Below are 26,337 nucleotides of genomic sequence, written 5' to 3'. Positions count from 1 at the left end.
TCGGCGGATCAACTCCGACTTCAGCGCGGGAAGGTTTGCACCCTCGAACGCGTTGAGGAAGGCGTGCGACTTTCTGTACTCGACCTTGTCCCGGTGCGTTCCGACCAGTCGACCGGGGATGCGCTGGCCGCGACGGTGGCGTTGGCGCAGACGGCCGACCGGCTCGGTTTCACCCGGTACTGGCTGGCCGAACACCACAACATGCCGTCGGTGGGCGCGACGAGCCCGCCGGTGCTGATCGCCTACCTCGCCGCCCAGACCACCCAATTGCGACTCGGCTCGGGCGGGGTGATGCTGCCCAACCATGCGCCGCTGGCCGTCGCCGAGCAGTTCGCGCTGCTGGAGGCCGCCGCGCCGGGCCGCATCGACCTGGGCATCGGCCGCGCCCCCGGCTCGGACCCGGTGACTTCCTACATGCTGCGTGCGGGCCGGGGCGCCGCCGACGACAGCGACATAGCGAACTTCCCGCAGTACCTCGACGACGTCGCGGCGTTGATGAGCGCGAGCGGCGTGCGGCTGGCGCTGCGTTCCGGTGACTACACGCTGAAGGCCACCCCCGCCGCCACCAGCGAGCCGAGACTGTGGCTGCTGGGGTCCTCGATGTACTCGGCGCAGCTGGCCGCCGCCAAGGGCTTGCCGTACGTGTTCGCCCATCATTTCTCCGGGCAAGGTACCGAAGAGGCGCTTGCCTACTACCGCAAGCACTTTCGGCCCAGCGATTTGACCCACGAGCCGGTGACCTTCCTTACCGTCAATGCATCCGTAGCCGAAACACGGGACGAAGCAACGGCTTTGCTGTTGCCCAATCTGCAGATGATGGCGCGGCTGCGTACCGGGCAACCGCTGGGACCCGTGCAACTGGTCGAAGAGGCTCAACAGGCCCGCCTGACGCCGCAACAACAGCACATCGTGGACAGCGGCCTGCGCCGCGCCGTCGTCGGCGCCCCCGCTGAGGCCGCCGACCAATTGCGTTCGCTGGCAGCGCATTTCGACGTCGACGAGGTGATGGTGCACCCGGTCGCCGCGGCGTACCGCGGCACCGACCCGGCGACGTCGCCGGCGCGGGTCAACACACTGGAGTTGCTCGCCAAGGAGCTGTTCTAGCTCGGCTGTTGCTGAGCTTTCTTCGGCGCCGGGCCGGGCGCATTGGTCAGGATCCAGTCCCGCAGGTCGCTGCCGGGCAGGGGCGGACTGTGCACGAAACCCTGGGTGATGGTGCAGCCGTACTGCCGCAACGCCCGCAACGTCACCTCGTCCTCGACACCCTCAGCGACCAGATCGGCGCCCAGGCTCTCGGCCAGCGCCACGGTGGATCGCACGATGGCCACCGAACGCGGGTCCTGGGCCAGTCGTGCCACGAACACCCGGTCCAGCTTGAGTTCGTCCACTGACACGTCCTGCAGCCGCGCCAGCGACGACCATCCGGTGCCGTAGTCGTCCAGCGAGATACGCACCCCCAGCTGCTGCAACGCGGCGACGGTGTTGCGCGACCGCGCCGAGTCCACCAGCGTGCTTTCGGTGATCTCGATGATCAGCGCGTCGGCGGGCAGGCCATGGGTGCGCAGTTGTTGATCGATGCTGCCGACCAGGTCGAGGTCGAGCAGGTTGGTGGTGGACAGGTTCACCGCGATGGTCAGCGGCAGTCCCTGGTCGCGCCAAGCTCGAGCTTGTTTCAGCGCGAGGTCGACGGTGCGGTTGGCGATCTTGCGCATCAGGCCGGCGCGTTCGGCCTCGGGCAGAAACTCTTCGGGCAGCAGCAACCCGCGGGCGGGATGGTGCCAGCGCAGCAGCGCCTCGACGCTGTGCACGCTGCCGTCCGCGGCGTTGATCTTGGGCTGGTAGTGGCAGGTCAATTCGGAGCCGTCGGCCAGGGCGGCTCGAAGTTCCTCGATCAGGCTGGGGTCGTTCTCCCGATACAGCTCGAACGCCGTGTCGTAGACCGCGATCCTGCCGTGGGCCGACTTGGCATGCGGCAGTGTGATTTCCGCGCGGTTCAGCAGTTCCTGTGGATGGTCGCAGTGGTCGGGGAACAGTGCGATCGCGATCCGGGCGTCGACCTGGATGGTCACCGGGTCCAGGGCGAACGGCTCACCCAGCGCCTCGAGCAGCCGGCCCGCTTGGGCGCGTGCGGCGATCAGGTCTGCGCCCTCGGCGAGCAGTATCGCGAACTGGTCGTCACCGACGCGCGCAAGAAGGTCGTCGCGACGCACGTTCTGGGACAATCGATCTGCGATCTGGCGTAGCAGTTCGTCGCCGAAGCGCGGACCGACGGTGTCGTTGATCTCGTGAAACTCCAGTAGCTGCAACAACAGCAGTGCACGACGAGCCGGTGCCCGGGCTAGCAGCGGCGGCCCGACCACGGGCGTCCGCGGCGGGGAGACGGGCACCTCGGTCAGCGTGGTGGCCAGAGACCGCCGGTTGGGCAGCCCGGTAACCCCGTCGGTCATGGCTTGCTTGTGGTTCTCGGCCAGATTGCTGACCTCGCGGAAGGTCACCGAGAATCGGGCCGCGACCGCGATCAGGCTCAGCGCCGCCAGTATCGGCGCGCTGCGTGACTCGTGGCCTACCGCGGTGACGGCGAGCGCCACGACGGTGCACGCCACCGGAGCGGCGTAGTAGCCGAGTCCGCGTCGCGGCAGTGGGGGCGTCGATGACCACGCGGTCCAGGCGGCCAGCGCGAGAAACAGCGACGACGCGGGCCAGCAGGCGTCGAGCAGGGTGCCGACCCGGTATTCGCTGGCGGAGGTCTCGAACAGATAGGCCGTGTCAGCGGCCGCGAACAACACGAATCCGGCGACCAGCAGGCTCCAGCGGAACTCGTGCCGCCAGCCGAGGATCGGCAGCATCCCGGCGGCCAGCGCCAGCAACACCAGGTCGCACCACGGGTAGATCAGCCCCACCAGCACGGTGGCCGGCGCGCGCGCGGTGGCGGCCTGGATCGGCCCCGCGGTCAGCGCTGCGGCCACGGCGGCCATCGCCAGTCCGCACACCACCGAGTCGAGCCGAACCGCGAGCGGCACCCGCTTGAGCCGCGCCTGCATCAGCAGCAGCAGACCGGCGTATGTCAGCGGATAGGCAGCAACGGCAGGTAGGGCAACCAGAGCCGCACCCGCGAGGTGACCTCGTCCAGGTTCGTGGCGGTCGGGGACTCCGTGGTGCTGACCAGACCCGCCAGCGCGACCAGTCCCAGTCCCGCGACCCGGGTGACGTCGACCAGGTCGCCGGTGTGGTAGCTGCCCACCCCGGTGCGAAACAGGACCAGCAGGTCGGCCAGCATGATGGTGGTGATTCCGCCGGCCAGCAGGGTGATGCTGCGGCGACCGCCGGGACGGCCTCGCGACAACACCAGGATGGCGACGGTCATCAGCATGACGTCGGTGACGACGTGGACCACCGTGGTCGGCCGTGAGCTGTTAGCCGTCTGCAGCAGTTTGTCCAGGACGAACACCCACGAGGCGACAAACAGCGAGGTTGCCACGATGATGCCGTCGAGCACCAGACGCCAGATGTTGTGGCCCTGCGGGTTGGCCAGCGACGCCAGTGCGGTCAGGACGCCGATCGGGAACAGCAGTAGCACGAACTCCGCCGCAGCGGGATGGCTGGCATGGTCGAGTTCGGTGCGCACGTCGAGGACGGCCCAGATGATTTCACCGACCACCCAGCCGGTCAGCGCGACAGCCAGCGAAAGCCAGCCGAAGCGGCGGCGGCCGACGGCGTGCCGAGCGGCTCGCGCAGCGCAGCCGGCCGCGAAGAGCAGGCAGAGCACGGTCACGACCTGCACGAGGGGCCGCGTGGCGTAGGGGCCCTGCCAGCCCAGCAGCGAGGAAGGGAGCACCAGGGCCGCCGCGAGCGCGTAACCGCCGACCACCGCACAGCTGACGCCCATCGTCAGCCCGGTGAGCGGGCACGGCAATCCCGTCCAGCGCTTCATTCCCTGCTCCAGCTAGCCCGTAGCGCGCCTGCCGGCGAGGTAATCGAAGGCTTCCACCGCGCGCTTTCACAGAATAGACCGCTGGACTGCATTTCTACCTCATTACTGACGCAGATTCAGTCATCGAATGGGTTTCGCGACCAGCCGTACGATTAACCACGGCTGTCAGTACCGGCTAATGCTGCGCGCAAGATCCGTCCCGTTGCGTCCCGATCTGGATCTCGACGTAGCACCATGCCCTTGGCCAGTGCGAGCTTGTCGCCGTTGCGTCGCGGCAGCACGTGCAGGTGGATGTGAAACACGGTCTGGAACGCGGCACTGCCGTCGTTGATCGCCATATTGGTGGCGTCGGCCAACTCGGTCGTCTTGGCAGCCTGAGCGATGCGCTGACCCATGGTGATCATCCCGGCCAGGGTCTGCGGTGGGGTGTCGCCGAGGTCCACGCTGTGCTGCTTGGGAATCACCAGGGTGTGGCCGCGGGTGAACGGACGAATGTCGAGGATTGCCAGGTAGTCGTCGTCTTCGCAGATCCGGATGGCCGGAGCTGTCCCGGCGACGATCGCACAGAACACGCAGGACATGTCGCCAACGGTACTGGCAACCCGAGATACGCTGCGGCAGTGGACCCTAGCGATCTCGCGTTCGCCGGCGCCGCCGAGCAAGCCCGGATGCTGGCCGACGGCGAGATCACCGCTCCCGAGCTGCTCGAGGTCTACCTGGAGCGGATCGAGCGGCTGGACAGCGAACTGCGCGCCTACCGGGTGGTGCGGTACGACGGCGCCCGCGAGGAGGCCGAGCTCGCCCAGCAGCGCCTGGACGCCGGGGTGCGGCGACCGCTGCTCGGGGTGCCGATCGCGATCAAGGACGACGTCGACGTCGCGGGCGAGGTCACGACCTACGGCAGCGGTGCGCACGGCCCGGCGGTGAAGGACGACGCCGAGGTCGTCCGTCGGCTGCGTGCCGCGGGTGCGGTCGTCATCGGCAAGACCGCGGTGCCCGAGCTGATGATCATGCCGTTCACCGAGTCGCTGACGTTCGGGGCGACCCGCAATCCGTGGAACCCCCGTCGTACGCCGGGCGGCAGCAGCGGGGGCAGCGCCGCGGCGGTCGCGGCCGGCCTGGCCCCGATCGCGCTGGGCTCCGACGGCGGCGGATCGATCCGCATCCCGGCGACCTGGTGCGGCCTGTTCGGGTTGAAGCCGCAGCGCGACCGGGTCTCGCTGGAGCCGCACGACGACGCCTGGGAGGGGCTCAGCGTCAACGGCCCCCTCACCCGGTCGGTGCTGGACGCGGCGCTGATGCTCGATGCGACGACGACGGTGCCCGGGCCGGAAGGTGAGTTCGCCGCCGCCGCGACACGACCGCCGGGGCAGCTGCGAATCGCGTTGAGCGCCAAGGTGCCGACGCCGATGCCGGTCCGGGTCGGCACGGCTCAGCGCAACGCGCTCGAACAGGCGGGAGCGTTGCTTCGCGACCTGGGTCATCAGGTGATCGATCGCGACCCGCAGTACCCGCCGTCGCTCTACGCGAACTATCTGCCTCGCATGCTGCGCGGCATCAGCGACGACGCCGACGCACAGGCCCACCCGGAGCGGCTCGAGGCGCGCACCCGCCACCTCGCCCGGCTGGGTTCGTTTTTCTCCGACCGGCGGATGGCGGCGTTGCGGGAATCGGAGATCGGGCTGAGCGCGCGGATCCAGTCGATCTTCGACGACGTCGACGTCGTCGTAACGCCGGGTTGTGCTGCGGGGCCGTCCCGCATCGGCGCCTACCAGCGCCGCGGCGGCATCTCGACGTTACTGCTGGTCGGTCAGCGGGTTCCGTATCAGCAGGTCTGGAATCTGACCGGTCAGCCGGCCGCGGTGGTTCCCTGGGACTTCGACGACGACGGCCTGCCCATGTCGGTACAACTGGTCGGGCGACCCTTCGACGAGGCGACGCTGTTGTCGCTGTCGGCGCAGATCGAAGCGGCCCGGCCGTGGGCGCAGCGCCGGCCGCCGGTGTCATGAGCGACGGGTCCGATATCGACGACCTGCTCGACGGCCTGGACGCAACGATGCTGATTTTCAGTGGTCGTTCGCCGGCGCGGCGGCTGAAAGGCATCGAGGGGGAGACCAGGGTGCATCGAGTCCGGCGGGACTGATCACGCGTATAGGGCAGGCCCGGCGTGACTCGGGGGGCGTTCCGACTCCGTCGTACGCGGGTCGGACGCGGCCGGGTGTTACCCCGTCTTCCGGCACTTGAGATTTGGTCACTTCCGGGCCTGCTTCGCTCCCAAAAATACAACCGCCCGTACCTGATGGCAACGCTTCCGGGGGCTGTCTCAGCCAGGTTGTCCGGCGCTTGTTGTTCGCTCGCGGCGAACCATCGTTCAGTAATCGATGTAATGGTGTAATCATGTAATCATGAGTATTCATCATCACGGTCGCCGGCACGGGCGACCCGGCGGCTGGCAGCAGGCCGATCAGCCCGACGCGGCCGGCGCGGCCGAATGGTTCGCCGGTCGCTTACCCGAAAGCTGGTTCGACGGCGACCCCACCGTCGTGGTCGACCGCGAGGAGATCACGGTTGTCGGCAGGCTCGCGGTCCCGGACGGCGCCGAGGAAGAAAGCGCCGCACGCGCCGAGGGCCGGGCGTCGCGATTCCGTGAGGAGACCCGGGCGGAGCGGATAGCCATCGCCGAGGAGGCGCAGGCGCGCTACGGGCGCAAGGTGTCCTGGGGTGTGGAGGTCAACGGCGAACGAAAGTTGTTCACCCACATCGCTGTTCCGGTTATGACGCGGCTGCGTCAACCGGAGCGTCAGGTGCTCGATACGCTGGTCGACGCCGGCGTCGCTCGCTCCCGCGCCGACGCCCTGGCCTGGTCGGTCAAGCTGGTCGGTGAGCACACCGAGGAATGGCTCGCCAAGTTGCGCAGCGCGATGTCCGCGGTCGACGACCTGCGTGCGCAGGGCCCCGATCTGTCGAGCTGACCCCGGCGGCGTTACTTCTCTTTGTTGACGTTGGCGACGATCTTGTCCACGATCTTGCTGCCCTGATCGGTGATCTGGTAGCCGCAGGCGTTGATATCGACGATGACGTTGTTCGCCACACCCATTGCCCGCTGACATTCCCAACCGTCGGCCCCCTCCTGGGTATCGACGATGGTGATCTTCGGCGGCGCGCCTTGCACGTCGGCGAAAGTCCACCGGTAGGTCTTGGACTTACTGGTGACCGTCAGGGTGTTGCCGGCGCAGCTCTTCCATTTTTTCAGCGAACTGTCCATGAACTCGCGGGCCTTTTCGGCCGTCGGGAACGCGACCACGGCCTGTACCACCCAGTGCTTGTAATCTTCGTCCGGCTCGGCGAGCTGCACGGCGCTGATCCCGGTGTAGCCGGTACCGGCGAACACCGGCGCCGCGCCGACGTAACGCGCGCTCCGGCAGTCCGGCGCGGAGAGCGTCACGTCGGAAGTGTCCATCGACGTCAGGGTCTTGCCGGCTTGCATCGTGGACGAACCCATCACCGAGTTGATCTCCGATGGGCTGAGCAACAGTGAGTTCAGCCGATCCTCGGAGATCGGCTTGACCTTGGGTTTCGGGTCGGGCCGCGTGGCCAGATAGATGCCGATTCCTCCGGCCACCAGCGCGACCACGATGATGGCGGCCGCGATGATGGGCCAGGGGTTGCGTTTCTTGGGCGGCGGTTGGTTCCAGGCCGGAACCGGACCCGACTGCGGATACGGAATCGGTGTGCTGGGCGGTCCGCCGGGCTGGCCGCCACCGGGGTAGTACGGGGGATTCTGCGGTGTCGGGTTCGGCGCCGAGATCGGGCCACTGGCCGCGGCCCAGCCGGGATTGCCGGCCGGAGCGGGCGGCCGCTGCTGCGGGACCGGTCCCGACGAGCCGGGCGCGCCGCGGTACTGGGGCTGGGCATAGCGCGGGTCCGGCGGCGGGGTGTTCGGCGGCGGAGTTGACTGCGGCGGCGGTGTGGATCGCGGTGGCGGTGTGGACCGCGGCGGCGACATCGGCCCGGCCGGCATGGTCGGTGGGACCATCGTCGGGGGACCGGGCAGCGTGGCCTCCTGGCTGCGGCGCACGATCTTGTCGGCGTGGTCCTGGTCGGGGGTACTGAGCGCCTCGTGGGCGGCCAGTGCGAGGTCGCCGGCGCTGGCGTAGCGATCCTCGGGCTTTTTGGCCATACCCCGTGCGATGACCGCGTCGAAGGCTTTCGGGATGCCCGCACGTGCGGTGCTCACCTGCGGGACCGGGTCGCGCAGATGAGCCGTCACCAAGATGCCGGCACTGTCGGCGCGGTACGGCGGGGCGCCGGTCAGGCATTCGTAGAGCACGCAGGCCAGCGCGTAGATGTCGGCGCGATAAGTGACCTCGTCATTGGAAAAGCGTTCCGGCGCCATGTATTTCCAGGTGCCCACCGCCGTGCCCATCTGGGTGAGCTTCTCGTCGGTGGTGGCGCTGGCGATGCCGAAGTCCACCAGGTACGCGAAGTCATCGCGGGTAATCAGGATGTTGGGCGGTTTGACGTCGCGGTGCATCACCCCGGCGGCGTGGGCGGCGTCCAGGGCCGAGGCGATCTGGGTGATGATGGCCACCGCGCGCGGCGGGGTCAGCGGGCCGTACCGCTTGAGCAGGCTGTCGAGGTCGGTGCCCTCGATCATCCGCATCTCGAGGTACATCTGGCCGTCGATTTCGCCGTAGTCGTGGATGGGCACCACGTGGGGTTCCATCAGGCGCCCGGCGATGCGGGCCTCGCGCTTCATGCGTTCGCGGAAGACGGGGTCCTTGCTGAATTCGGCCGTCATCAGCTTGACCGCCACCGTCCACTCTTTGACGGTGTGCTCGGCCTCGTAGACCTCGCCCATCCCCCCGCGACCCAGCAACCGTTTGAGGTGGTAGGGCCCGAACATCGAGCCCACCCGCGAGCCCTGCGTGTCGCTCATCGCTGATCCTCCCAATCACCCCGCGCTGCCGCCGACACTATCAACAACACCGAGGTAAATTGCCAGATAATCTGCCACTGGCAGCTGCGGCGGCCGGCGGCAAAAGCTGAAACGAGCTGCGATTTCCAGCCGGCGTCAAACCCGGGTCACGAGTGCGAGCCCCACCACTTGAACACCTGGTCGATGCTTGGCCCCTGCGGGCTGCCGGAGACCAGCCCGAACATCAGCGTCTGCTCGTTGCTCCACATGACCTGCGGGTCGCCCTTGTAGGTGCCGCACGCCATCTGGCCGAGGATGGTGTTCGGGTCCTTGGTGTGCCACCACGTGGTCGGGGACGCCTTGCCGCCGGGACACTGCTGGACGGTGAAGGTCCCGATGAACCCGGAGAACGCCTTTTTCAGCGCGGCGATATCGGAGTACAACCCGTATCCCGACACCCTGGGCCCGTTGCTGTCGGTGTTCTGCCCGCAGGTCACCGACACCATCGCCCCTGGCATCGTCTTGTCGTCCGGTTTGCAGGATCCAGCGGGATAGCCGGTCGGCAGCGCGGCCAACAATCGGGCTTGCGCTGCGGGCGAACCGGACGAGCCGGACGACGGGACCGGCGTCGTCGGTGCGGTGGTGGACGCGGTGGTCTGGGTCGTGGGCGGGGCGATGGTCGTCGAGCGCCCCCCTGCCTGCGCGCTGCCGTCGTCCTTGGTGGCCGCCCAGATGCCGATCGCGGCCACGATGAGCACCAGGACCACCGCGGCCACGCCGGCGACGATCGCCCAGTGGTTGCGCCCGCGTGGCGCCGCAGGCTGCCATGACACCGGTCCGCTGAACGGCGGCGTCGGCGGCGCGCCGGGGATGGGTCCACTCGGTGGTCGGGCGGGGGCCCAGGTCGGGTTGCCCGTGGAACTCGTTGGGGCAGATGGCATCTGCGGGGGATGCGGCGCACGCCGGCCGGCCGGCGGGTGGTTGAGGGGCGGCGGTCCCGACCGGATCGGACCGGACGGGCGGGGCGGGTCTGCGGACGGCGGGCGCGAATGCCGGACGGTCTTGGGATCGACGAACCGTTCGGGCAACGCCGTCTCCTGCGAGCGGCGCACGATATCGGAGACCCGGTCGCGGTCAGGGTTGCTCAGCGCGTCACGCGCGGCCTGCGCCAGCTCACCGGCGCTGGCGTAGCGATCCTCCGGCCTCTTGGCCATGCCGCGGGCGATGACGGCGTCCAGGGGCCGGGGAACCCCTTCGCGCGCGGCGCTGGGCCGGGGGATGGGGTTCATCATGTGGGCACTGATCAGGACGCCGGCACTGTCGGAGGGGTATGGCGCGGCACCCGTCAGGCACTCGTACAGCACGCAGGCCAGCGAGTAGATGTCGGCGCGCGGCGTGACCTCGCCGTCGCTGAACCGCTCGGGACCCATGTATTTCCAGGTGCCCACCGGGGCGCCGAGCGAAGTGAGCTTCTCCTCGGTTTTGGCGCTGGCGATGCCGAAGTCGACCAGGTAAGCGAAGTCGTCGCGGGTAATGAGGATGTTGGGCGGTTTGACGTCGCGGTGCGTCACCCCGAGGGCGTGCGCGGCGTCCAGCGCCGAGGCGACCTGGGTGATGATGGCGACCGCACGGGTCGGCGGCATCGGGCCGTAGCGCTGCAGCGTGCTGTCGAGGTCGTCGCCCTCGATGAGTCGCATCTCCAGGAACATCTGGCCGTCGATCTCGCCGTAGTCGTGGATCGGCACGACATGCGGCTCCTGCAGCCGGCCGGCGATGCGGGCTTCGCGCTTCATCCGCTCCCGGAACACCGGATCTTTGCTGACGGTTTCCGACATCAGCTTGACGGCCACCGTCCACCCTTTGATGGTGTGTTCAGCCTGGTAGACCTCGCCCATCCCGCCGCGCCCGATCAGTCGCGTGAAGCGGTAGGGCCCGAACATCGAACCTGACCGCGAGCCGGGTTCCTGACTCATCGGGCCCCCCATCGGCCGGACCGGTCGATCAGCCGTATTTGGTCCACCAGGTGTGCAGTTCCTCGAGGGTGGCGGGATCGCCGAACACGTCGCTGAGCATCAGCTTGCCCTCGGTGCTCCAGATCACGTTGGGATGGTTTTTGTATGTGCCGCAAGCGATCTGGCCGGCAGTGACGTTCGGGTCGCGGTCGTAATGCCAGCCGCCCGGCGACGCTCCCTCGCCGGGGCAGTTCGTCAATTGCACCGCGTTGATGTCGTCGGTGAACGACTGCTTGAGCGCGTTCAGGTTGGGGAACAGCCCGTAGATCGCGTGGCTCGGCCCACCTGGGTTGGTGTTCTGTCCGCAGGTGATCATCGCCTGGGTTCCGCTCCACACTGTGTTCGGCTTCGGCGTCGTCGTGTTGCAGACCCCGGGCGCGTAGCCGGACGGCAGCATCGAGAGCAGTTTGCTGGCCGGGTCGCCGCCCGGGGTCGTCGACGGCGGCGTCCTGGTCGTGACGGACGGCTTGCTCGTGCTGGTGGTGACCGACGTGGTGGTGCCGCTTGCGTCTGTCTTGTCGTCGGACCCGGTAGCCATCACGATCACCACACCAACGAGGACCAGGACCACGACCACCGCCGCTGCCGCAGCCACTATCGGCCACGGGCTGCGCTTCTTGGCCGGCTGGTTGCCCTGGTCCCAGGGGTTCGGTCCGCTCGGCGGCGGTGGCGGCTGGGTCGGTGTGCCGCCCCAGCCACTGCTGCCGAGGTATTGCGGCGCCGATGCCGGGCCGCTCGGTGCGGGCACGGGTCCACTGCCCGGCGTCCAGGCCGGCCCGCTGGGCGGTGCCTGCTGCGGGACCGGACCCGAACCGGGCGGGGCGCCATAGGAAGGCGGCGGAGAATACTGCGGCGGGGCGGCCGGTGGCGGGGGGCCGGCAGGGGCTCCCGGTGGCCCGGACAGCGCCGCGGTGCTCGGCACGTTCGACTCCCGACTCTTGCGCAGGATGTTTTCGGCGTGGTCCTGGTCGGGGGTACTGAGCGCCTCGTGGGCGGCGCGGGCGAAGTCGCCGGCGCTGGCGTAGCGATCCTCGGGCTTTTTGGCCATACCCCGTGCGATGACCGCGTCGAAGGCTTTCGGGATGCCCGCACGTGCGGTGCTCACCTGTGGGACGGGGTCCATCAGGTGCGCGGTGACCAGCGTGGTGGCGCTGTCGGCGCGGTACGGCGGGGTGCCGGTCAGGCATTCGTAGAGCACGCAGGCCAATGCGTAGATGTCGGCGCGATAAGTGACCTCGTCATTGGAAAAGCGTTCCGGCGCCATGTATTTCCAGGTGCCCACCGCCGTGCCCAATTGGGTGAGCTTCTCGTCGGTGGTGGCGCTGGCGATGCCGAAGTCCACCAGGTACGCGAAGTCGTCGCCGGTGATGAGGATGTTGGGCGGTTTGACGTCGCGGTGCATCACGCCGGCGGCGTGGGCGGCGTCCAGGGCCGAGGCGATCTGGGTGATGATGGCCACCGCGCGCGGCGGGGTCAGCGGGCCGTACCGCTTGAGGACGGTGTCGAGGTCGGTGCCCTCGATCATCCGCATCTCGAGGTACATCTGGCCGTCGATTTCGCCGTAGTCGTGGATGGGCACCACGTGGGGTTCCATCAGGCGCCCGGCGATGCGGGCCTCGCGCTTCATGCGTTCGCGGAAGACGGGGTCCTTGCTGAATTCGGCCGTCATCAGCTTGACCGCCACCGTCCACTCTTTGACGGTGTGCTCGGCCTCGTAGACCTCGCCCATCCCCCCGCGACCCAGCAACCGTTTGAGGTGGTAGGGCCCGAACATCGAGCCCACCCGTGAGCCCTGCGTGTCGCTCATCGCTGATCCTTCCAAATCAACCCGGTGCCGCCGACACTATCAAGATCCCAGGAATAGCAGGCCGAGAAAACTGCACGTAATGCCATGGCGAGGTGGAGACCGGCATTCTGCCCGCTATGCGACAGCGCAAACAGATCTTACGGGCAACGCAAGGCCCCCTGCCAAAGGATCCGGCCGGCGGTTAGCAAACGGATGTACGGCACCGTCATCGGCACGCGGAGCTCGAATTCGGTTGGCAAGGAGGAGGATTGCCCTGCGACGCGGGCGTCCTGCCGGTGACAGGGCTCTGTCCCCGGGTGTTCGAAGCGAGGTGGCACGCGGCGGGACCGCGCGGATGTCAACGATCGGTCTTCGCGGCAGGCTGACTGCCCTGCCGAAACCGGACCAGCGTCGATTTTCCCGCGCGGTGACGGGCGCGATCAGAGTAGAACGAGACCGATGCCGGTCCGGGGTGCGGCACGTTGCTGTCGTTCAGTGCGGCGCCGGTTCAGCTATTGACGAACCTATGCGAACGATCGTTATCATACTTCGGTACATGTCGTAGTCGTGAAACTTTGCCGCGGCGTGTGACACGACCTACCGAGTACGACCGATCGCATCTTTGAGAGGGCAGTTCATGACGTCATCCACGACATCGCCGCCGCACAGCACTGTCGACAATCGCGGCCACTTCTCCCTGGCGAGTCAGCGTGCCGTCCTGTGGTGGGGCGTCGTTCTCGCCATCGTCTACGGCCTCGCTTTCCTGTTCTTGTTGCAGCAGGTCCCCCTGAAGAACCCGCAGTGGTCACCGGAACAGGTGGCCCAGTGGTACGTGGACAACCGGACCAAGATCAAGTGGGGCGCGGTCATCTGCAGTTGGACCGGCTGTTTCATGATGCCGATCTGGGCCGTGTTCGCCGCGCAGATGGCCCGGGTAGAACCGGGGCGCTGGAAAGTCTGGAGTGCGCTCACCCTGGCAAGTGGCACTTTGATGTCGATCTACCTGGCGTTGCCACCGATGTTCTGGGGAGTGGCCGCCTACACCGCACCGCGGAAGAACAATGAGGTGACGACACTCATGCACGAGCTGGCGTCGCTGACGATGACCACGACCGACCAGGCCTACATCTTCGCGTGGGTGGCGGTGTCGGTGATCGCCCTGCGTCCGGCTACCCAGCTGGTCAAGAACAACCCGTTCCCTCGGTGGTGGGCCTACGGTTCGCTCTGGATCACGTTCATGTTCGAGGCCGGGGCGTTCGCCTTCCTGCCCCGTACCGGGCCGTTCGCCTGGAATGGGCTCCTGGTGTTCTGGTCACCCTTCGTGCTGTTCACCATTTGGATCATCATCCAGAGCAATCTGTGCTTCCGGGCCATCCGGGCACAGCAGGACGACCCGAGCGAGAACTTCTTCGCGTAGCCGGGACAACGTCGTCTAAGAGTCGCGAAAGCGATTCCGCGCCACTGCGCGGAATCGCGCGTCCGCGAGTGGCGGTCGATGCAGAATAATGGTGTGTCCAGCAAGTCAACGGCCAACGGCCAGTCAGTAACGCGCGGCGAGGGCAAGCGCTTGCTGCTGGAGTCGGCTCGCGCCTTGTTCGCGGAGCGCGGTTACGCCGGGACCAGCACGCGAGAAATCGCGCGTGCGGCCTCGGTGACGGAACCGATGATTTTCCGGCACTTCGGATCCAAGTCGAAGCTTTTCCAGGAGGCCGTACTGGCCCCGTTCAACACCTTCGTATCCGAATACATCGCCGACTGGGGCCGGCGGCCCCGCGGCATGAAAAGTGCCTATGTGGAGACCTACGACTTCTATCGCGGTGTCTACGATGTGTTGTCGGCCAACCGACGGCTCATCCACGAGATGATCGCGGCGCGGGCGGTCGGCGGGCCACTGAGTGCGGACACCGAGGTGGCCCCTCAACTAGGTGCGCTTCTCGAAGAGTTCGAGGCGGTCATCGAGCAGGAGATCAGTCAGCGCGGCTTCCGTCCCTTCGAACCGGCGGTGGTGACCCGGGTGATCTTCGGGATGGTCTTCTCGCTCGCGGTGTTCGGGGACTGGATGTTCGAGGGTGCGACCCGCCCGAGCCCGAGTGCCGAAGCTTTCCTTGAGGAGATGGCTCGTCTCACGATCTACGGTGCCTACCCCGAGGGTGTCGCGCCGGTGGTGGCTCAGTGAGCCGTAGTCCCGGGTCGTCGTGATGCTTAGATAGTCCTTACCGCAACACATTTCGTATTCTCATGGGTTGTGCATTTCAACCGGCCGCGAATTCGGTTTCCCGCCGGACGGAATGTATGACGATTCGAAATCGATTGTTGTGCAATACTTTTGAATGCGGCCGAATAGAGTTATCGTCGCCGCCGAAGGGATAGTGCGGTACCGGCCGATCGTGCGGCCAAAGCCTCGTTGCCGCATGAATTCGCCGCCGTCGCCGGACGCGACGAAAAGCATTGACGGTCAATGTAATCCAATTACGGCGCCCCCGGCGATCTGGATCTGGTACGCCAACGACCGGGCCGCCGAAGGCGAGCTGCGGCCGGCTCGCACTGCGCGATCTTCAGTGTCCTGAAGCCAGGGCTGCGTGGGGGAGTGGTGCGCAGACCGGCGTCGATCCGGCGCCAAGGGCGTGCGTGGCACGAAACGAGCCAGGCGACGCCGCGGCCGGCGGGATTCGGTTCGCTGGCGCCCGTCGCTTGGCGCGAAGCGCGAACACCGCAGCCGGTCAGCCGGCGAGAAGCTGCCGCATTTGTCCGACGTCGGCCTGCCGTGCGGTGACAATTTGTCTGGCCAGACTCACCGCGTCGACGTTTTTTCCGCCGGTGACCTCGGCATTGGCGAGGTCGATCGTTCCCTGGAAGAGTTCGATCATCGACTTCAGCCAGAGTGTGTCGAAGTCGGACCCGTGCAGCGAATCAAGCTTTGCGACGGTGGGGTTGGCGCTCGGATCGGCGGGTGTGGCGGGGGCAGCGCTGGAGCCTGTCTGGTTGTCCTGGCTTTCCTTCCACTGGGCTCGCAGTGCTTTCAAGACCTGCGTGTCCAGTTGGAGAGCCGACTCGGTCTTCGCGGCGAACGCAATGACGTCCGAGTTGTTGGAATGCTCCGGGACGAGGCGTGACATGCTGATTGCTTGTTCCTCACGCGCGGTTGCGTTGTGCGCGAACGCGATGTCGGCGGCGTTGTACGCGGCGGGTTCACCGGTTATCACCGGCTTGTCGTCGCTGCGGGAGGAATGCGCGTGGTCGCCGGAATGCGAGCTGTTGCATGCTGCCGGCGACATCGCGAGGCAACAGGCCGTCACGGTGATTGCGATGCGGGCGGAAAGGGGCGGCACGCCGTCAGCGTAGAGGACGTTTCGGTATCCCTCTTCGTCGCGGTGCGCGCGATACGGTCGGCGGCTGTGACACGTGCGAGCGCCGTTATCGTTTCGTCGCCAGGTTGCGTGCCAGCAGGCGCCGGTGTGTGCTGCGTGCCGCGAGATCGCTTTTCCGACACGGGCTCTGGTTGGTATAGCGTCGCTAAACTTCGTCGCCCGCGAACCGCTCGGTCTACCGGCTGCGACCAGCTAGGACGGGCTTACTGGCGCCGCGTCGGCGGGTGTCCGGGCGCCGTCGCAGTCTTTAATCTCGGTGAAATATTGGTACAGCAACACTGTATTTGGTATCGCGCGCCCGGAGCCGAAAATCTGGCCAAGCCCGCCCGAAACCTGAAGCATGCCAGCGCAAGTCGGGTTGATCCTGGTGTTGGCAAGGCCGGTCCGTAGGGGTTTTGAGACGGCAAGGACAGAAAAGTGTTGACTTGAGACTGGTTGCTGCATAATGTGGTTCCGCGCACATCGGATTTAGAATGTGGTCCGAGTCGCATCATCTGGAAGCCGAACTCACCGCCCGAGGGGGATGGATACAAATGGGGGTGGTTGACATCGCGCCAGGTGCCTATCCACACCCGACCGGAGCCGGTCGGGTGCGTGCGGCCGCCATCCCAGGAGCCCTCACTTCCAACTTGACCGGTCCGGGTGCCACCATCGCGGTCGGCGCCGAGTGGACTAACAGGAGTCGTTGATGGTTTCCACTACTCCTCTGGTCGGGCTGACCAAACCGCTGCAAAAGCCGATGCGGGAGATCGGCGGTTTTATCGCGCTGGCGTTGGACACGTTCATTCAAGCGTTGCGTCCGCCGTTCTTCTGGCGCGAGATCATCGAACAATGCTGGTTCATCGCTCGGGTCGCGACCTTGCCGGCCTTCGCACAATCGGTGACTTTCAACGGTATGGTCGTCTTCCTCTTCGGGGTGGCGGCGACGTCATTCGGAGCCGGTGACACCACGGGCGCGGCATCGGGGCTGGCGACGGTCTCCCAGATCGGGCCGGTAACCACCGTTTTCGTGCTCAGCGGTGCTGCCGCCACGGCAATGTGTGCCGACTTGGGGGCACGCACCATCCGGGAGGAACTCGACGCCATGAGGGTGTTGGGCATCGACCCGATCCACCGCCTGGTGGTGCCGAGGGTGACTGCGTTGCTCATCACCGGGAATCTGATCAACGGCGTGGTGATCATTGCCGGCCTCTGCGCCGATTACCTCTTTTCGGTCTTCGCGCTGAACGGCAATCCCGGCGCTTTCGCTTCGAGTTTGACGTTGTTGACCAACGCGACGGTGGTGCTGGTCAGCTTCATCAAAGCATCCGTGTTCGGAATGCTCGCCGGATTGATTGCCTGTTATAAGGGCATCACCGCAGGCGGTGGCCCCCAGGGGGTAGGCAATGCGGTCAACGAGACCGTGGTGTACACCTTCATGGCGCTGCTGATCGTCAACATCATCATCAGCGTCCTGACCGCGACAGCGACGTTGGCGACATGAGCAGCGAGACGGTGACGGTGGTCAGGGCCCGCTTTCCGCGGCTGGCGCGGTCGGCGCGCAATGTGGTGGCGCACTGGGATCGCCTCGGGGAGCAGACGGCCTTTTATATCAAGGCGTTCGCCTCGATGCGCGACGCAATCGTCAAATATCACTCGGAAACGTTGCGGGTGCTGGCCGAGATGGGCCTGGGTGTCGGCGCCCTGGCACTGGTCGGCGGCGAGGTGGTGATCCTGGCGGTCCTGACCGGCAGCGCCGCGGCCATCATCGGCATCTTCGGCTATGTCCAGGCGAGCAGCCTCGGCGTCGGCGCGATCGCCGGGTTCTTCTCCGCCTATGCCAACGTGCGCCTACAGCTTCCGCTCATCGTGGCCAACGGTCTGGCAGCCACCATCGGTGCCGGTGCAACCGCGCAACTCGGCGCGATGCGGATCAGCGAGGAGATCGACGCGCTGGAGGTCATCGGCATCCGCTCCATCCCGTACCTGGTGTCCACCCGGGTGCTGGGTGGTCTGATGGTGGTGCCGCCGTTGTTCTGCGTGACGTTCGTCGGGTCGGTATTCACCACGCGGACGGTCGTCACCCTGGCCTACCACCAGGGCGCCGGCGGTTTTGACCACTACTTCTACACGTTCCTGCTGCCGCGCGACGTGCTGGTGTCGTTGTTCGAATGCACCGTGCAGGCGGTCATCGTGATGTTGATCCACACCTACTACGGCTACACCGCGTCGGGCGGGCCCGCCGGCGTCGGCGAGGCGGTCGGACGGGCGGTGCGTGCGTCCATCGTCGTCTCCATCACGCTCACCTTCGTCTTGTCCCTGCTCCTCTACGGGAAGTCGGGCGACTTCCACCTGTCGGGATAACCGCGATGAATCAGAAGAGGGTGAACCCCCGCTGGCTGGCCTTGATCCCCGTGATCGGGGTCTTGGTTTCTATCCCGCTTGTCATCATCGGCTTCAACCGCGATTTCATCTCCTACGCAAACGTGACGCTCGTTTCGGACCGGGCCGGTCTGGTCATGGATGCCAACTCCGTCGTGAAGTACCGCGGCGTCGAGGTCGGGCGGGTCGCGTCGATCCAACCGAAAGACGGAGCGACTCTGCACTTGGAGATCAGGCCCGACCAGCTGCAATACATCCCGGCCAATGTCGACGTCCAGATCAGCTCGCCTACTGCGTTCGGAGCCAAGTACGTCGACTTGGTGGCCCCGCGCGACCCGAGTCAAAAGCGCCTGGCGTCGGGGGCGGTGTTGCGTACGAATAAGGTGAGTATCGAAGCCAACACGGTCCTCAAGGATCTGGTCGGCGTGTTGAACCAGATCGACCCGGCCAAACTCAACGCGATAATCGCGGCACTGGCCGAAGGGTTGCGCGGCAAGGGCGAGGCCATCGGGCAGTCCATCACCGACTTCAACCAGGTGCTGATGGCCGTCAATCCCCGCAGCGAGCTCATCCGGTCAGATTGGCGCGCGTTCAAGGGATTCAGCGACGCCTACGGTGGCGCGGCGCAGAACCTGGTCAACGTGCTGGATGCCGGGACCGCGGACAGCTCGGTGATCATCAGGCAAGAAAAGGACCTCGACTACGCGCTTGTCTCGCTTACCGGGCTGGGTACGACTGGTGAACAACTCTTCGGCATAAACAAGGCCAACATCGTGCATCTGGTCAACACGCTGGAGCCCTTGACCCGGTTGCTGTACAAGTACAACCCCGAATACACCTGCACGTTCCTCGGCGCGAAGCTTCTCATGGATCGGGGCTACGCGGACGCCTTCACCTTCAACGGACGATCGTTCATCGCCGACGCGGGGCTGCTGTTCGGGGACGACACCTATCGTTACCCGGACAATCTGCCGAAACTTGACATCAAGGGCGGTCCCGGCGGGACGCCGAGCTGTGGCTCGCTGCCCGACGTGGAGAAGAACTTCCCGCAGCGCTACCTGATCACTGACTCCGGATTCGGCAGCGGGCTGGATGTGCGGCCCAACCCTGGCGTCGGGTTCCCCGGCTACGCCAACTACGGGCCGTACACCCGCGGCACACCGCTGCCGCCGACCTTGAAGGACGAAGGCGGCCCGGCGCCGGGTCCGGTGCCGTACCCGGGCGCACCGCCGTACGGTGCGCAGCGATACGCCCCGGACGGGACGCCGCTGTATCCCAACCTGCCGCCCGCGCCGCCGCCCGGCCGGCCCAAGGACCCCGGCATGGGCAACCCGCCGGCGGGATCGGAACCATTCGTTCCGCCCTTCCCGGGAACTCCGCCCAAGCCCCGCTAGAGCGATTCCACCAGCGACCACGAAAGGCAGACATTGCGCGAGAACTTCCGCAGCACTTTGTTGCGCTTTGCCATCTACGCGATCGTGTGTATGTCGGGTATTGCGCTGCTGTTCGCCGTGTTTGGCCAGGCCCGCTTCCAGAAGACCACCAATTACAACGCGATATTCGCAAACGTATCGGGGCTGCGGGAGAACAATTTCGTCCGCATCGCGGGCGTCGAGGTGGGCAAGGTCAAGAAAGTTGTCGTCCAGCCCGATTCCACTGTGCGAGTGGAATTCACCGCCGACGATTCGGTGGTGCTCACCGAAGGCAGCCGGGCCCTCGTGCGCTACGACGACCTCTTCGGTGGTAGATACATCGCATTACAAGAAGGCGCGGGCTCGGTCAAGAAGCTGGGTCCAGGTTCGACCATTCCGATCAGCCAGACCGAGCCGGCGCTCGATCTGGACGCACTGATCGGCGGCTTGCGTCCGGTCTTTCGGTCGTTGAACCCCGATCAGATCAACGCGCTCAGCGGGCAGCTGATCCAGGCGCTGCAGGGTCAGGGCCCGACGGTCGAGTCGGTGCTGGGCCAGGCCGCCGCGGTGACCAACACCCTGGCTGACCGGGATCAGTTGATCGGACAGCTCATCACCAACCTCAACACCACATTGGCTTCGGTCGGCGACCAGAGCGGTCAGCTGGCCAAGACGATCGACTCGCTGTCGGCACTGATGGTGACGTTGCGGACCCACGGGGACGAGGTCGCCAGCGCATTCAAGGGCATAGACCGGCTGTTCGCGGTGGGCGCCGAGGTGCTCAAGCGGGCGCGCGTGCCACTGAAGAAGGTCGTCGATCAGACCGACCGCGTCGCCGGAACCATCATGGCCGACAAGGACTTCGTCGACAATTTGATCAACACCCTGCCCGACGACTACCGGATCATCGGCAGGGAGGGGCTCTACGGGGACTTCTTCACCTTTTATCTTTGCGACCTGATCCTCAAGGTGAACGGCAAGAACGGGCAGCCGACCTATATAACGCTGGCCAGCCAGCGCTCGGGGAGGTGCACCCCGAAATGAAAAACCCGCTCAAACGCCTTTACGAAGGGAAGCAGTTCTCCGAACGCAACCCGTATCGCGTTGCGTTGGTCGGCATCGTCGTACTGTTGGTCATTTCGTTCGCCGCGCTCAACTACGACAAGTTGACGTTCCTCAAAGACGAGACGGAGTACTCCGCGTACTTCGCCGAAGCGGGCGGCGTGGAGACGAACAGTGTCGTCGAGGTATCGGGCGCTCGCGTCGGACGGGTGTCTTCGGTCGACTTGGACGGACCCAAGGTACTGATCAAATTCCGCGTTCCAAACTCGGTGCGACTCGGTGACCGCACCGAGGCTGCGATCAAGTTGAAGACACTGCTGGGCAGCAAGCTCATCGAGCTGACCCCGCGCGGTGAAGGTCGGCTCAGGGCTCCGATTCCGCTGGAGCGGACCACTCCGGCGTATCAGTTGCCCGATGTACTGGGTGATCTTTCGACAACGGTGGCCAACTTGGACACCAACAAGCTCTCCGACGCGCTCTCGGTGTTGGCCAACGAGTTCAGCGGTACTCCGCCTCAGGTGAAGGCCGCTGCGCAGGGTGTGGCGCGGTTCGCCGAATCGCTGAATGCGCGAGACAAGGAGCTGCGCAGCCTGCTGGGCAACGCCGCCAAGGTAACCGAGGTTTTGGCCAAGCGTAGCGACGAGATCGTCAACCTGGTCGGCGACACCAACACCCTGTTGGTCAAGCTGAAGGCCGAAAGTCGTTATGTGGACAAGATTTTGGTCGACAACGCCGCGATAGCCCAGGCGCTTGGGCCGATCGTCGACGACAACCACGCAACGTTGCGGCCGGCGCTCGAGAAGCTCAACGGGGTTATCGAGCTGCTCAACAACCGCAAAGAGCGGATTCAGGAAGCGATCAAAGGGCTGGACAGCTTCGCGCTCGCGCTGGGTGAAGCGGTGGCCTCGGGTCCGTTCTTCAAGGCCTACATCGTGAATTTGCTTCCCGGACAGTACGTTCAGCCGTTCATCGATGCCGCCTTCTCCGACCTCGGAATGGATCCGGCGACCCTGCTGCCGTCCCAGCTCTCCGATCCGCAGACCGGTCAGCCGGCCACGCCACCGCTGCCGATGCCCTACCCGCGGACCGGCCAGGGTGGCGATCCGCGGCTGAGCATTCCCGACGCCATCACCGGCAATCCCGGCGATCACCCGTGCGGCCCGATCAACGGTGTCGGCTGCTACCCGCTGCGGCCGGAGCCGCCGGCGCCGCCGCCGGGCGGTCCGCCACCGGGTCCGCCTGCCCTCGGTCCCGGGCCTGGCAATGCGTCCTCGGGGCCGGTCCAGATGCAGGCGCCCGGGCAGATACCGCCGGGACCACCGACGGTGGTCGCTCCAACGGAATCTGCGGGTCCGCGGCCGGGTCCGGCACCTGCGCAGGGGGGACAACAGTGAACTCCGGCAAATCACGGATAATTCTGGCCGCGGTGTTGCTGCTGGCACTGGTCGGCGGGGTGGTGACGCTGATACGACCGTCCAGTGGCCGCACGAACATCGTCGGCTACTTCGACAATGCCAACGGTATCTACGTCGGCGACGATGTGATGATTCTCGGTGTGGCCGTCGGCCGGATCGAAAAAATCGAACCGCAACCTGATCGCGTCAAGATCTCGTTCTGGTACGACAACAAATACAAGGTGCCTGCCAACGCCAGAGCGGTGATTCTGTCCCCCTCGTTGGTCACGGTCCGTGCCCTGCAACTCACCCCCGTCTACACCGGGGGGCCGGCGCTGGCCAACGGCACGGTCATGCCGCTGAGCCGAACCGCAGTACCGGTCGAGTGGGACGACCTTCGCGCACAGCTGGAGAAGCTCACCGATGTTCTGCAACCAACCCAGCCCGGCGGAATCAGCACCTTGGGGGCGTTCGTCAACACCGCGGCCGCCAACCTCCGCGGCCAGGGAGCAGACATCCGAGTAGCGATTGTCAAACTGTCCCAAGCGGTTTCGGCGCTGGCCGACCATAGTGGCGACTTGTATGGGACGTTCAAGAACCTCGCGGCTCTGGTTTCGGCGCTGCATGACAGCGGCGGCCTGCTACGCCAGCTGAATCAAAACCTTTCCGCGGTAACGGGTTTGTTGAGTAACGATCCCAACGAGGTGGGGAACTGGGCCACCTCTCTGAACGAAATTCTGGACAAGAGCAAGAAATTTCTCGATGACAATCGCGAGACGCTGGGTGTCACCGCGGATCAACTCGTCACGTTGACGACGGCCATAGACCAGAGCCTCGACGACGTCAAGCAGGCTCTGCATGTGGGACCCCACGTGTTCCAGAACGTGCTGAACATCTATCAGCCCTCGCAGGGCGCCTTCACCGGAGCGCTTGCGCTGCAAAACTTCTCGAACACGGTTCAGTTCATATGTTCGGCAGTACAGGCGGCGTCGCGGTTGGGCGCGGAACAGTCAGCCAAGCTGTGCGTGCAGTATCTGGCGCCGATCATCAAGAACCGTCAGATCAACTTCTTCCCGCTCGGATTCAACCCGTTCGTCGGCCAATCGGCGCGTCCCAACGAAGTCACCTACAGCGAGGACTGGCTGCGGCCGGACTACATCCCGCCGCCCGGCCCGCCGCCCACCGAGGCCTTCCGCACGGTGCCGCCGCCGCCCAACGGGCCGCTGCCGCCGGCCAACGAGATTTTCAACTACTTCGGCAACGGGATGATCAACACCAACGCTCCATACGTGCCGGCCAAACCGCCAACTCCGCTGCCGGTCGATCCGGCGACGGGATTGCGCTCGATGATGCTGCCGGGCAGCTTGGACAACGTCGACGGCCTCGGGGGTGGACATTGATGCGGCAAAGTTACGCGCGCCCCGTGGGCGTGCTGCTCGTCCTCGCGCTGGCGGTGGCCGTTTCGGGATGCGGTGCGCTGCGGGACTTCCGGGGTGCGAACTCGCTGCCGCTGCCGGGTCGGGCCGGTGTTGGCGCAGGGCATTACACCATCCAGGCGCAGATGCCCGATGTGCAGAACCTCAAGGAGAATTCCCGCGTCCAGTTCAACGACGTGCTGATCGGCAACGTCGCCAGAGTCGAGCGCCAGGGCTGGCATGCGCTGGTCACCATGACAATCGATCCCAACGTGGAGCTACCTGGCAACGCGACCGCCACCATTGGCCAGACGAGTCTGCTGGGGACGTTGCACATCCAGTTGGCGACTCCGGCGGGTGTGCCGGCCAAGGGCAAGCTGCATGACGGCTCGGTGATACCGCTGTCGTCGGCGGGTGCCTACCCGTCCACCGAGCAGTCGCTGGGCGCTTTGTCGCTGGTGCTCAACGGCGGCGGTGTGGGTCAGCTCCAAGACATCACCTCGTCGGTCAGCAAGATATTTGCGGGCCGGGAAAATGACGTGCGTAGTCTGATCGGGCAGCTGGACAAGTTCACCTTCTACCTCAACGACCAAACCGCGGATATCATCGCCGCGCTGGAGAGCTTCAACAACCTGGTCGGTCAATTCGCCGACCAGAGACCGGTTTTGGACAAGGCGCTCAAGACCATCCCGGCCGCCATCGAGATCCTGAACAAGGAGAAAGAGAAGCTCACCGGCGCCCTTTCCCGGTTCGGGCCAGCCGCTGGTGACGCCGCTGACACCGTCGCCGAGGTCAAGGAAAACCTCATCAGAGAGCTCGGCGACGTGGGTCCGGTGGAGCAATCATTGGCCAACGCCGGGTTGGCGCTGACCCGCGGGCTGGACTACATCACCGTCCCCCTGTTCTCGAAACCGCCGCTGGCCAAATGGATTCGTGGCGATTACGGCAACTTGACCGGTGTTTTCGACCTGACGCTCAGCCGACTTGACTCGTCGTTCTTCACCGGCACCCGGTGGGAGGGCAACCTGACCGAACTCGAGATGCAGTGGGGCCGCACGCTCGGAGTGATGCCCAGCCCGTACACCGCACGTAACCCGTTGGTTGCGCCCTATCAATTCGAGCAAGGGCCGTAATATGCGCCTACATCGGCGAACGTTCATTACACTGGCGATCTTCGCGCTGATCGCAACGGTTTTCGCGGGTCTGGTCGGGTTGTACTACGCGCAGTTGCCGGCTGTGTATCTCGGCATCGGGCGGTACACGGTAAAGGTGCACTTGGAGCGGGCAGGGGAGTTGTACCGCGCCGGCAACGTCACCTACCGAGGTGTGGAAGTCGGCAAAGTATCCAAGGTGCAACTCACCAATTCCGGTGTGGAGGCGGTGCTTTCGCTGCGGTCGGAGTTCCACATCCCCGCCGATCTCACGGCCTATGTGCACAGCGCCTCGGCCATCGGTGAGCAGTACGTCGATCTGGTTCCGCGCAACGGCAACGGGCCGCTGCTCAAGAACGGCGACATCATCCCCCCGGAGCGCACCCGCGTCCCACCGAACATCAATTCGCTGTTGGGCGCGGTGAATCGTGGCCTGAATGCCATCCCCCGGGATAACCTCCGAACGGTGGTCGACGAGTCCTACACGGCGGTAGGGGGTCTCGGGCCGGAATTGTCCCGGCTGTTCGGCGGGGGCGCCAAACTCGCGACCGATGCGCGGCAGAATCTTGACGCCATTCTGACCTTGATAGACCAGTCGAAGCCGCTGTTGGACAGCCAGGGCGAGTCCGCGGACGCGATTCAGGGTTGGGCTGCTCATCTGGCGAGCGTCACCCGGCAACTGCAGGCGGTGGAACAGAACGACGGCGCATTCAGCGGCACCGTTCGTGGCGTGGGTCCACTGTTCGCGTCGCTGCGTGATGTCATTGGCAGGCTGGATCCGTCGCTGCCGAATGCGGTGAACAACCTCGTCCCGGTTGCCGACGCCACGTTGACCTACCGCGATAACGTCGAAGCGCTGTTGACCGAGCTCCCGCAGATCGTGGCCGACTCTCAGGCGATACAGCTGGCCGACAAGGACCTCAAGGGGCCCTACCGGGGCCTAGGCCTGAGCTTCAACCTGAACCTCAACTGGCCGCCGCCGTGTACTACCGGGTTCTTTCCGACCCAGCAACAGCGCTCGGCTGTTTTCGAGGACACCCCGCCACGTCCGCCGGGCCTGGTTTACTGCCGCATACCGCAAGATTCGACTTTCAACGCGGTGCGTGGTGCGCGCAACTATCCGTGTGAGACGCGGCCGGGCAAACGGGCCGCGACCGTCAAACAGTGCGAAAGCAATGAGCCCTATATTCCGCTGAACGATGGCTTCAACTGGAAGGGCGACCCGAACGCGACGCTCACCGGACAGGGCGTGCCGCAGTTTGACCCGGGGGAAGCGATTCCACCGGGATTCCCTGGGGGCCCGCCGGCTTCGCCGGAACAGGCTTCACCAGCGGCGCTGCCGCCGTCGCCGATCGCGGCAGCAGAATATGACCCGGCAACCGGAGAGTATGTTGGGCCGGACGGGCAAAGGTACAGTCAGCCCACGTTGGCTGGTGGGCGCAAGGAGCGGACATGGCAGCAGATGCTGACACCCCCGACCGGAAACTAACGAAAACCCCGCGGAGAGCCCGATTTTCGCTGAAGCGG

Annotated in this window: 21 protein-coding genes and 1 pseudogene; 14 read left to right on the top strand and 8 right to left on the bottom strand. The window is 65.8% G+C overall.

Annotated elements, in window-relative coordinates; translation table 11 throughout:
* Positions 1-63: 63 nt before the first annotated feature.
* Entirely contained in the window at positions 64-1,104 is a 1,041-nt protein-coding gene (locus MKCMC460_RS23565) for an LLM class flavin-dependent oxidoreductase (protein WP_236977459.1), read from the top strand.
* Here MKCMC460_RS23565 and MKCMC460_RS23560 read toward each other — a convergent pair.
* From MKCMC460_RS23560 to MKCMC460_RS23555, 3 genes and pseudogenes are all read right to left on the bottom strand, one after another.
* Positions 1,101-3,083, bottom strand: a pseudogene (locus MKCMC460_RS23560) (putative bifunctional diguanylate cyclase/phosphodiesterase); the annotation flags it as partial. The gene MKCMC460_RS23565 and the pseudogene MKCMC460_RS23560 overlap by 4 nt on opposite strands.
* Entirely contained in the window at positions 3,065-3,931 is an 867-nt protein-coding gene (locus tag MKCMC460_RS31900) for a hypothetical protein (protein ID WP_370652964.1), read from the bottom strand. The gene MKCMC460_RS31900 and the pseudogene MKCMC460_RS23560, both read right to left, overlap by 19 nt.
* Positions 3,932-4,083: 152 nt before the next feature.
* Complete coding sequence (locus MKCMC460_RS23555; protein ID WP_236977457.1) at positions 4,084-4,512, bottom strand: HIT family protein; 429 nt, start codon at positions 4,510-4,512, stop codon at positions 4,084-4,086.
* A gap of 39 nt (positions 4,513-4,551) precedes the next feature.
* On the opposite strand from MKCMC460_RS23555, the gene MKCMC460_RS23550 reads away from it, so the two are divergent.
* From MKCMC460_RS23550 to MKCMC460_RS23540, 3 genes are all read left to right on the top strand, one after another.
* Positions 4,552-5,940 carry an amidase gene (locus tag MKCMC460_RS23550; protein WP_236977455.1) on the top strand — a complete coding sequence of 463 codons (1,389 nt, stop codon included), beginning with the start codon at positions 4,552-4,554 and terminating at the stop codon, positions 5,938-5,940.
* Entirely contained in the window at positions 5,937-6,074 is a 138-nt protein-coding gene (locus tag MKCMC460_RS23545; protein ID WP_236977454.1) for a hypothetical protein, read from the top strand. Before MKCMC460_RS23550 ends, MKCMC460_RS23545 begins: the two co-directional genes overlap by 4 nt.
* A gap of 262 nt (positions 6,075-6,336) precedes the next feature.
* The gene (locus tag MKCMC460_RS23540) at positions 6,337-6,903 is read left to right on the top strand and encodes a hypothetical protein (RefSeq protein WP_236977453.1); all 567 of its coding nucleotides are present in this window, start codon (positions 6,337-6,339) and stop codon (positions 6,901-6,903) included.
* Positions 6,904-6,914: 11 nt separating this feature from the next.
* Here MKCMC460_RS23540 and MKCMC460_RS23535 read toward each other — a convergent pair whose 3' ends face one another.
* The 3 genes from MKCMC460_RS23535 to MKCMC460_RS23525 form a co-directional block, all read right to left on the bottom strand.
* Positions 6,915-8,870 (bottom strand): serine/threonine-protein kinase PknH/PknJ, encoded by a 1,956-nt coding sequence (locus MKCMC460_RS23535; RefSeq protein ID WP_238304910.1) that lies wholly within the window; start codon positions 8,868-8,870, stop codon positions 6,915-6,917.
* A 146-nt stretch (positions 8,871-9,016) separates the two neighbouring features.
* Positions 9,017-10,822, bottom strand: a complete 1,806-nt coding sequence (locus MKCMC460_RS23530; protein WP_238304909.1) for a serine/threonine-protein kinase — start codon at positions 10,820-10,822, stop codon at positions 9,017-9,019.
* A gap of 28 nt (positions 10,823-10,850) precedes the next feature.
* Positions 10,851-12,668, bottom strand: a complete 1,818-nt coding sequence (locus tag MKCMC460_RS23525) for a serine/threonine-protein kinase (RefSeq protein WP_238304908.1) — start codon at positions 12,666-12,668, stop codon at positions 10,851-10,853.
* A 616-nt stretch (positions 12,669-13,284) separates the two neighbouring features.
* Here MKCMC460_RS23525 and MKCMC460_RS23520 point away from each other — a divergent pair.
* Complete coding sequence (locus tag MKCMC460_RS23520; RefSeq protein WP_236977450.1) at positions 13,285-14,064, top strand: hypothetical protein; 780 nt, start codon at positions 13,285-13,287, stop codon at positions 14,062-14,064.
* Between the two features lie 93 nt (positions 14,065-14,157).
* The gene (locus tag MKCMC460_RS23515) at positions 14,158-14,823 is read left to right on the top strand and encodes a TetR/AcrR family transcriptional regulator (RefSeq protein WP_236977449.1); all 666 of its coding nucleotides are present in this window, start codon (positions 14,158-14,160) and stop codon (positions 14,821-14,823) included.
* Positions 14,824-14,883: 60 nt separating this feature from the next.
* Here MKCMC460_RS23515 and MKCMC460_RS23510 read toward each other — a convergent pair whose 3' ends face one another.
* Together MKCMC460_RS23510 and MKCMC460_RS23505 are read right to left on the bottom strand one after the other, a co-directional pair.
* Complete coding sequence (locus tag MKCMC460_RS23510) at positions 14,884-15,096, bottom strand: hypothetical protein (protein WP_236977448.1); 213 nt, start codon at positions 15,094-15,096, stop codon at positions 14,884-14,886.
* Between the two features lie 271 nt (positions 15,097-15,367).
* Positions 15,368-15,976, bottom strand: coding sequence for a DUF305 domain-containing protein (locus MKCMC460_RS23505; protein ID WP_236977447.1), 609 nt, complete (start codon positions 15,974-15,976; stop codon positions 15,368-15,370).
* A 727-nt stretch (positions 15,977-16,703) separates the two neighbouring features.
* On the opposite strand from MKCMC460_RS23505, the gene MKCMC460_RS23500 reads away from it, so the two are divergent.
* Genes MKCMC460_RS23500 through MKCMC460_RS23465 form a run of 8 tightly spaced genes read left to right on the top strand, consistent with a single transcriptional unit; the run spans position 16,704 to position 26,299 of the window.
* The gene (locus tag MKCMC460_RS23500) at positions 16,704-17,498 is read left to right on the top strand and encodes an ABC transporter permease (RefSeq protein ID WP_236977446.1); all 795 of its coding nucleotides are present in this window, start codon (positions 16,704-16,706) and stop codon (positions 17,496-17,498) included.
* Positions 17,495-18,358 carry an ABC transporter permease gene (locus MKCMC460_RS23495; protein WP_236977444.1) on the top strand — a complete coding sequence of 288 codons (864 nt, stop codon included), beginning with the start codon at positions 17,495-17,497 and terminating at the stop codon, positions 18,356-18,358. Before MKCMC460_RS23500 ends, MKCMC460_RS23495 begins: the two co-directional genes overlap by 4 nt.
* 5 nt (positions 18,359-18,363) lie before the next feature.
* Positions 18,364-19,770: an MCE family protein gene (locus MKCMC460_RS23490; protein ID WP_238304907.1), complete on the top strand. Its 1,407-nt coding sequence runs from the start codon at positions 18,364-18,366 to the stop codon at positions 19,768-19,770.
* A gap of 33 nt (positions 19,771-19,803) precedes the next feature.
* Entirely contained in the window at positions 19,804-20,832 is a 1,029-nt protein-coding gene (locus MKCMC460_RS23485) for an MCE family protein (RefSeq protein ID WP_238304906.1), read from the top strand.
* Positions 20,829-22,244 (top strand): MCE family protein, encoded by a 1,416-nt coding sequence (locus MKCMC460_RS23480; RefSeq protein ID WP_238304905.1) that lies wholly within the window; start codon positions 20,829-20,831, stop codon positions 22,242-22,244. Before MKCMC460_RS23485 ends, MKCMC460_RS23480 begins: the two co-directional genes overlap by 4 nt.
* A complete protein-coding gene (locus MKCMC460_RS23475; protein ID WP_238304904.1) occupies positions 22,241-23,644 on the top strand; it encodes an MCE family protein in 1,404 nt (467 codons plus the stop codon). Before MKCMC460_RS23480 ends, MKCMC460_RS23475 begins: the two co-directional genes overlap by 4 nt.
* A complete protein-coding gene (locus MKCMC460_RS23470) occupies positions 23,644-24,792 on the top strand; it encodes an MCE family protein (protein WP_236977442.1) in 1,149 nt (382 codons plus the stop codon). Before MKCMC460_RS23475 ends, MKCMC460_RS23470 begins: the two co-directional genes overlap by 1 nt.
* A gap of 1 nt (position 24,793) precedes the next feature.
* On the top strand, positions 24,794-26,299 hold the full coding sequence (locus MKCMC460_RS23465; RefSeq protein ID WP_238304903.1) for an MCE family protein: 1,506 nt from the start codon (positions 24,794-24,796) through the stop codon (positions 26,297-26,299).
* The last annotated feature ends 38 nt before the right edge of the window (positions 26,300-26,337 follow it).

Origin of the sequence: Mycobacterium sp. 20KCMC460 (genome assembly GCF_022179425.1) — a bacterium.
GTDB classification, from domain to species: domain Bacteria; phylum Actinomycetota; class Actinomycetes; order Mycobacteriales; family Mycobacteriaceae; genus Mycobacterium; species Mycobacterium kiyosense.
This window is presented reverse-complemented; position numbering and strand designations above follow the sequence as displayed.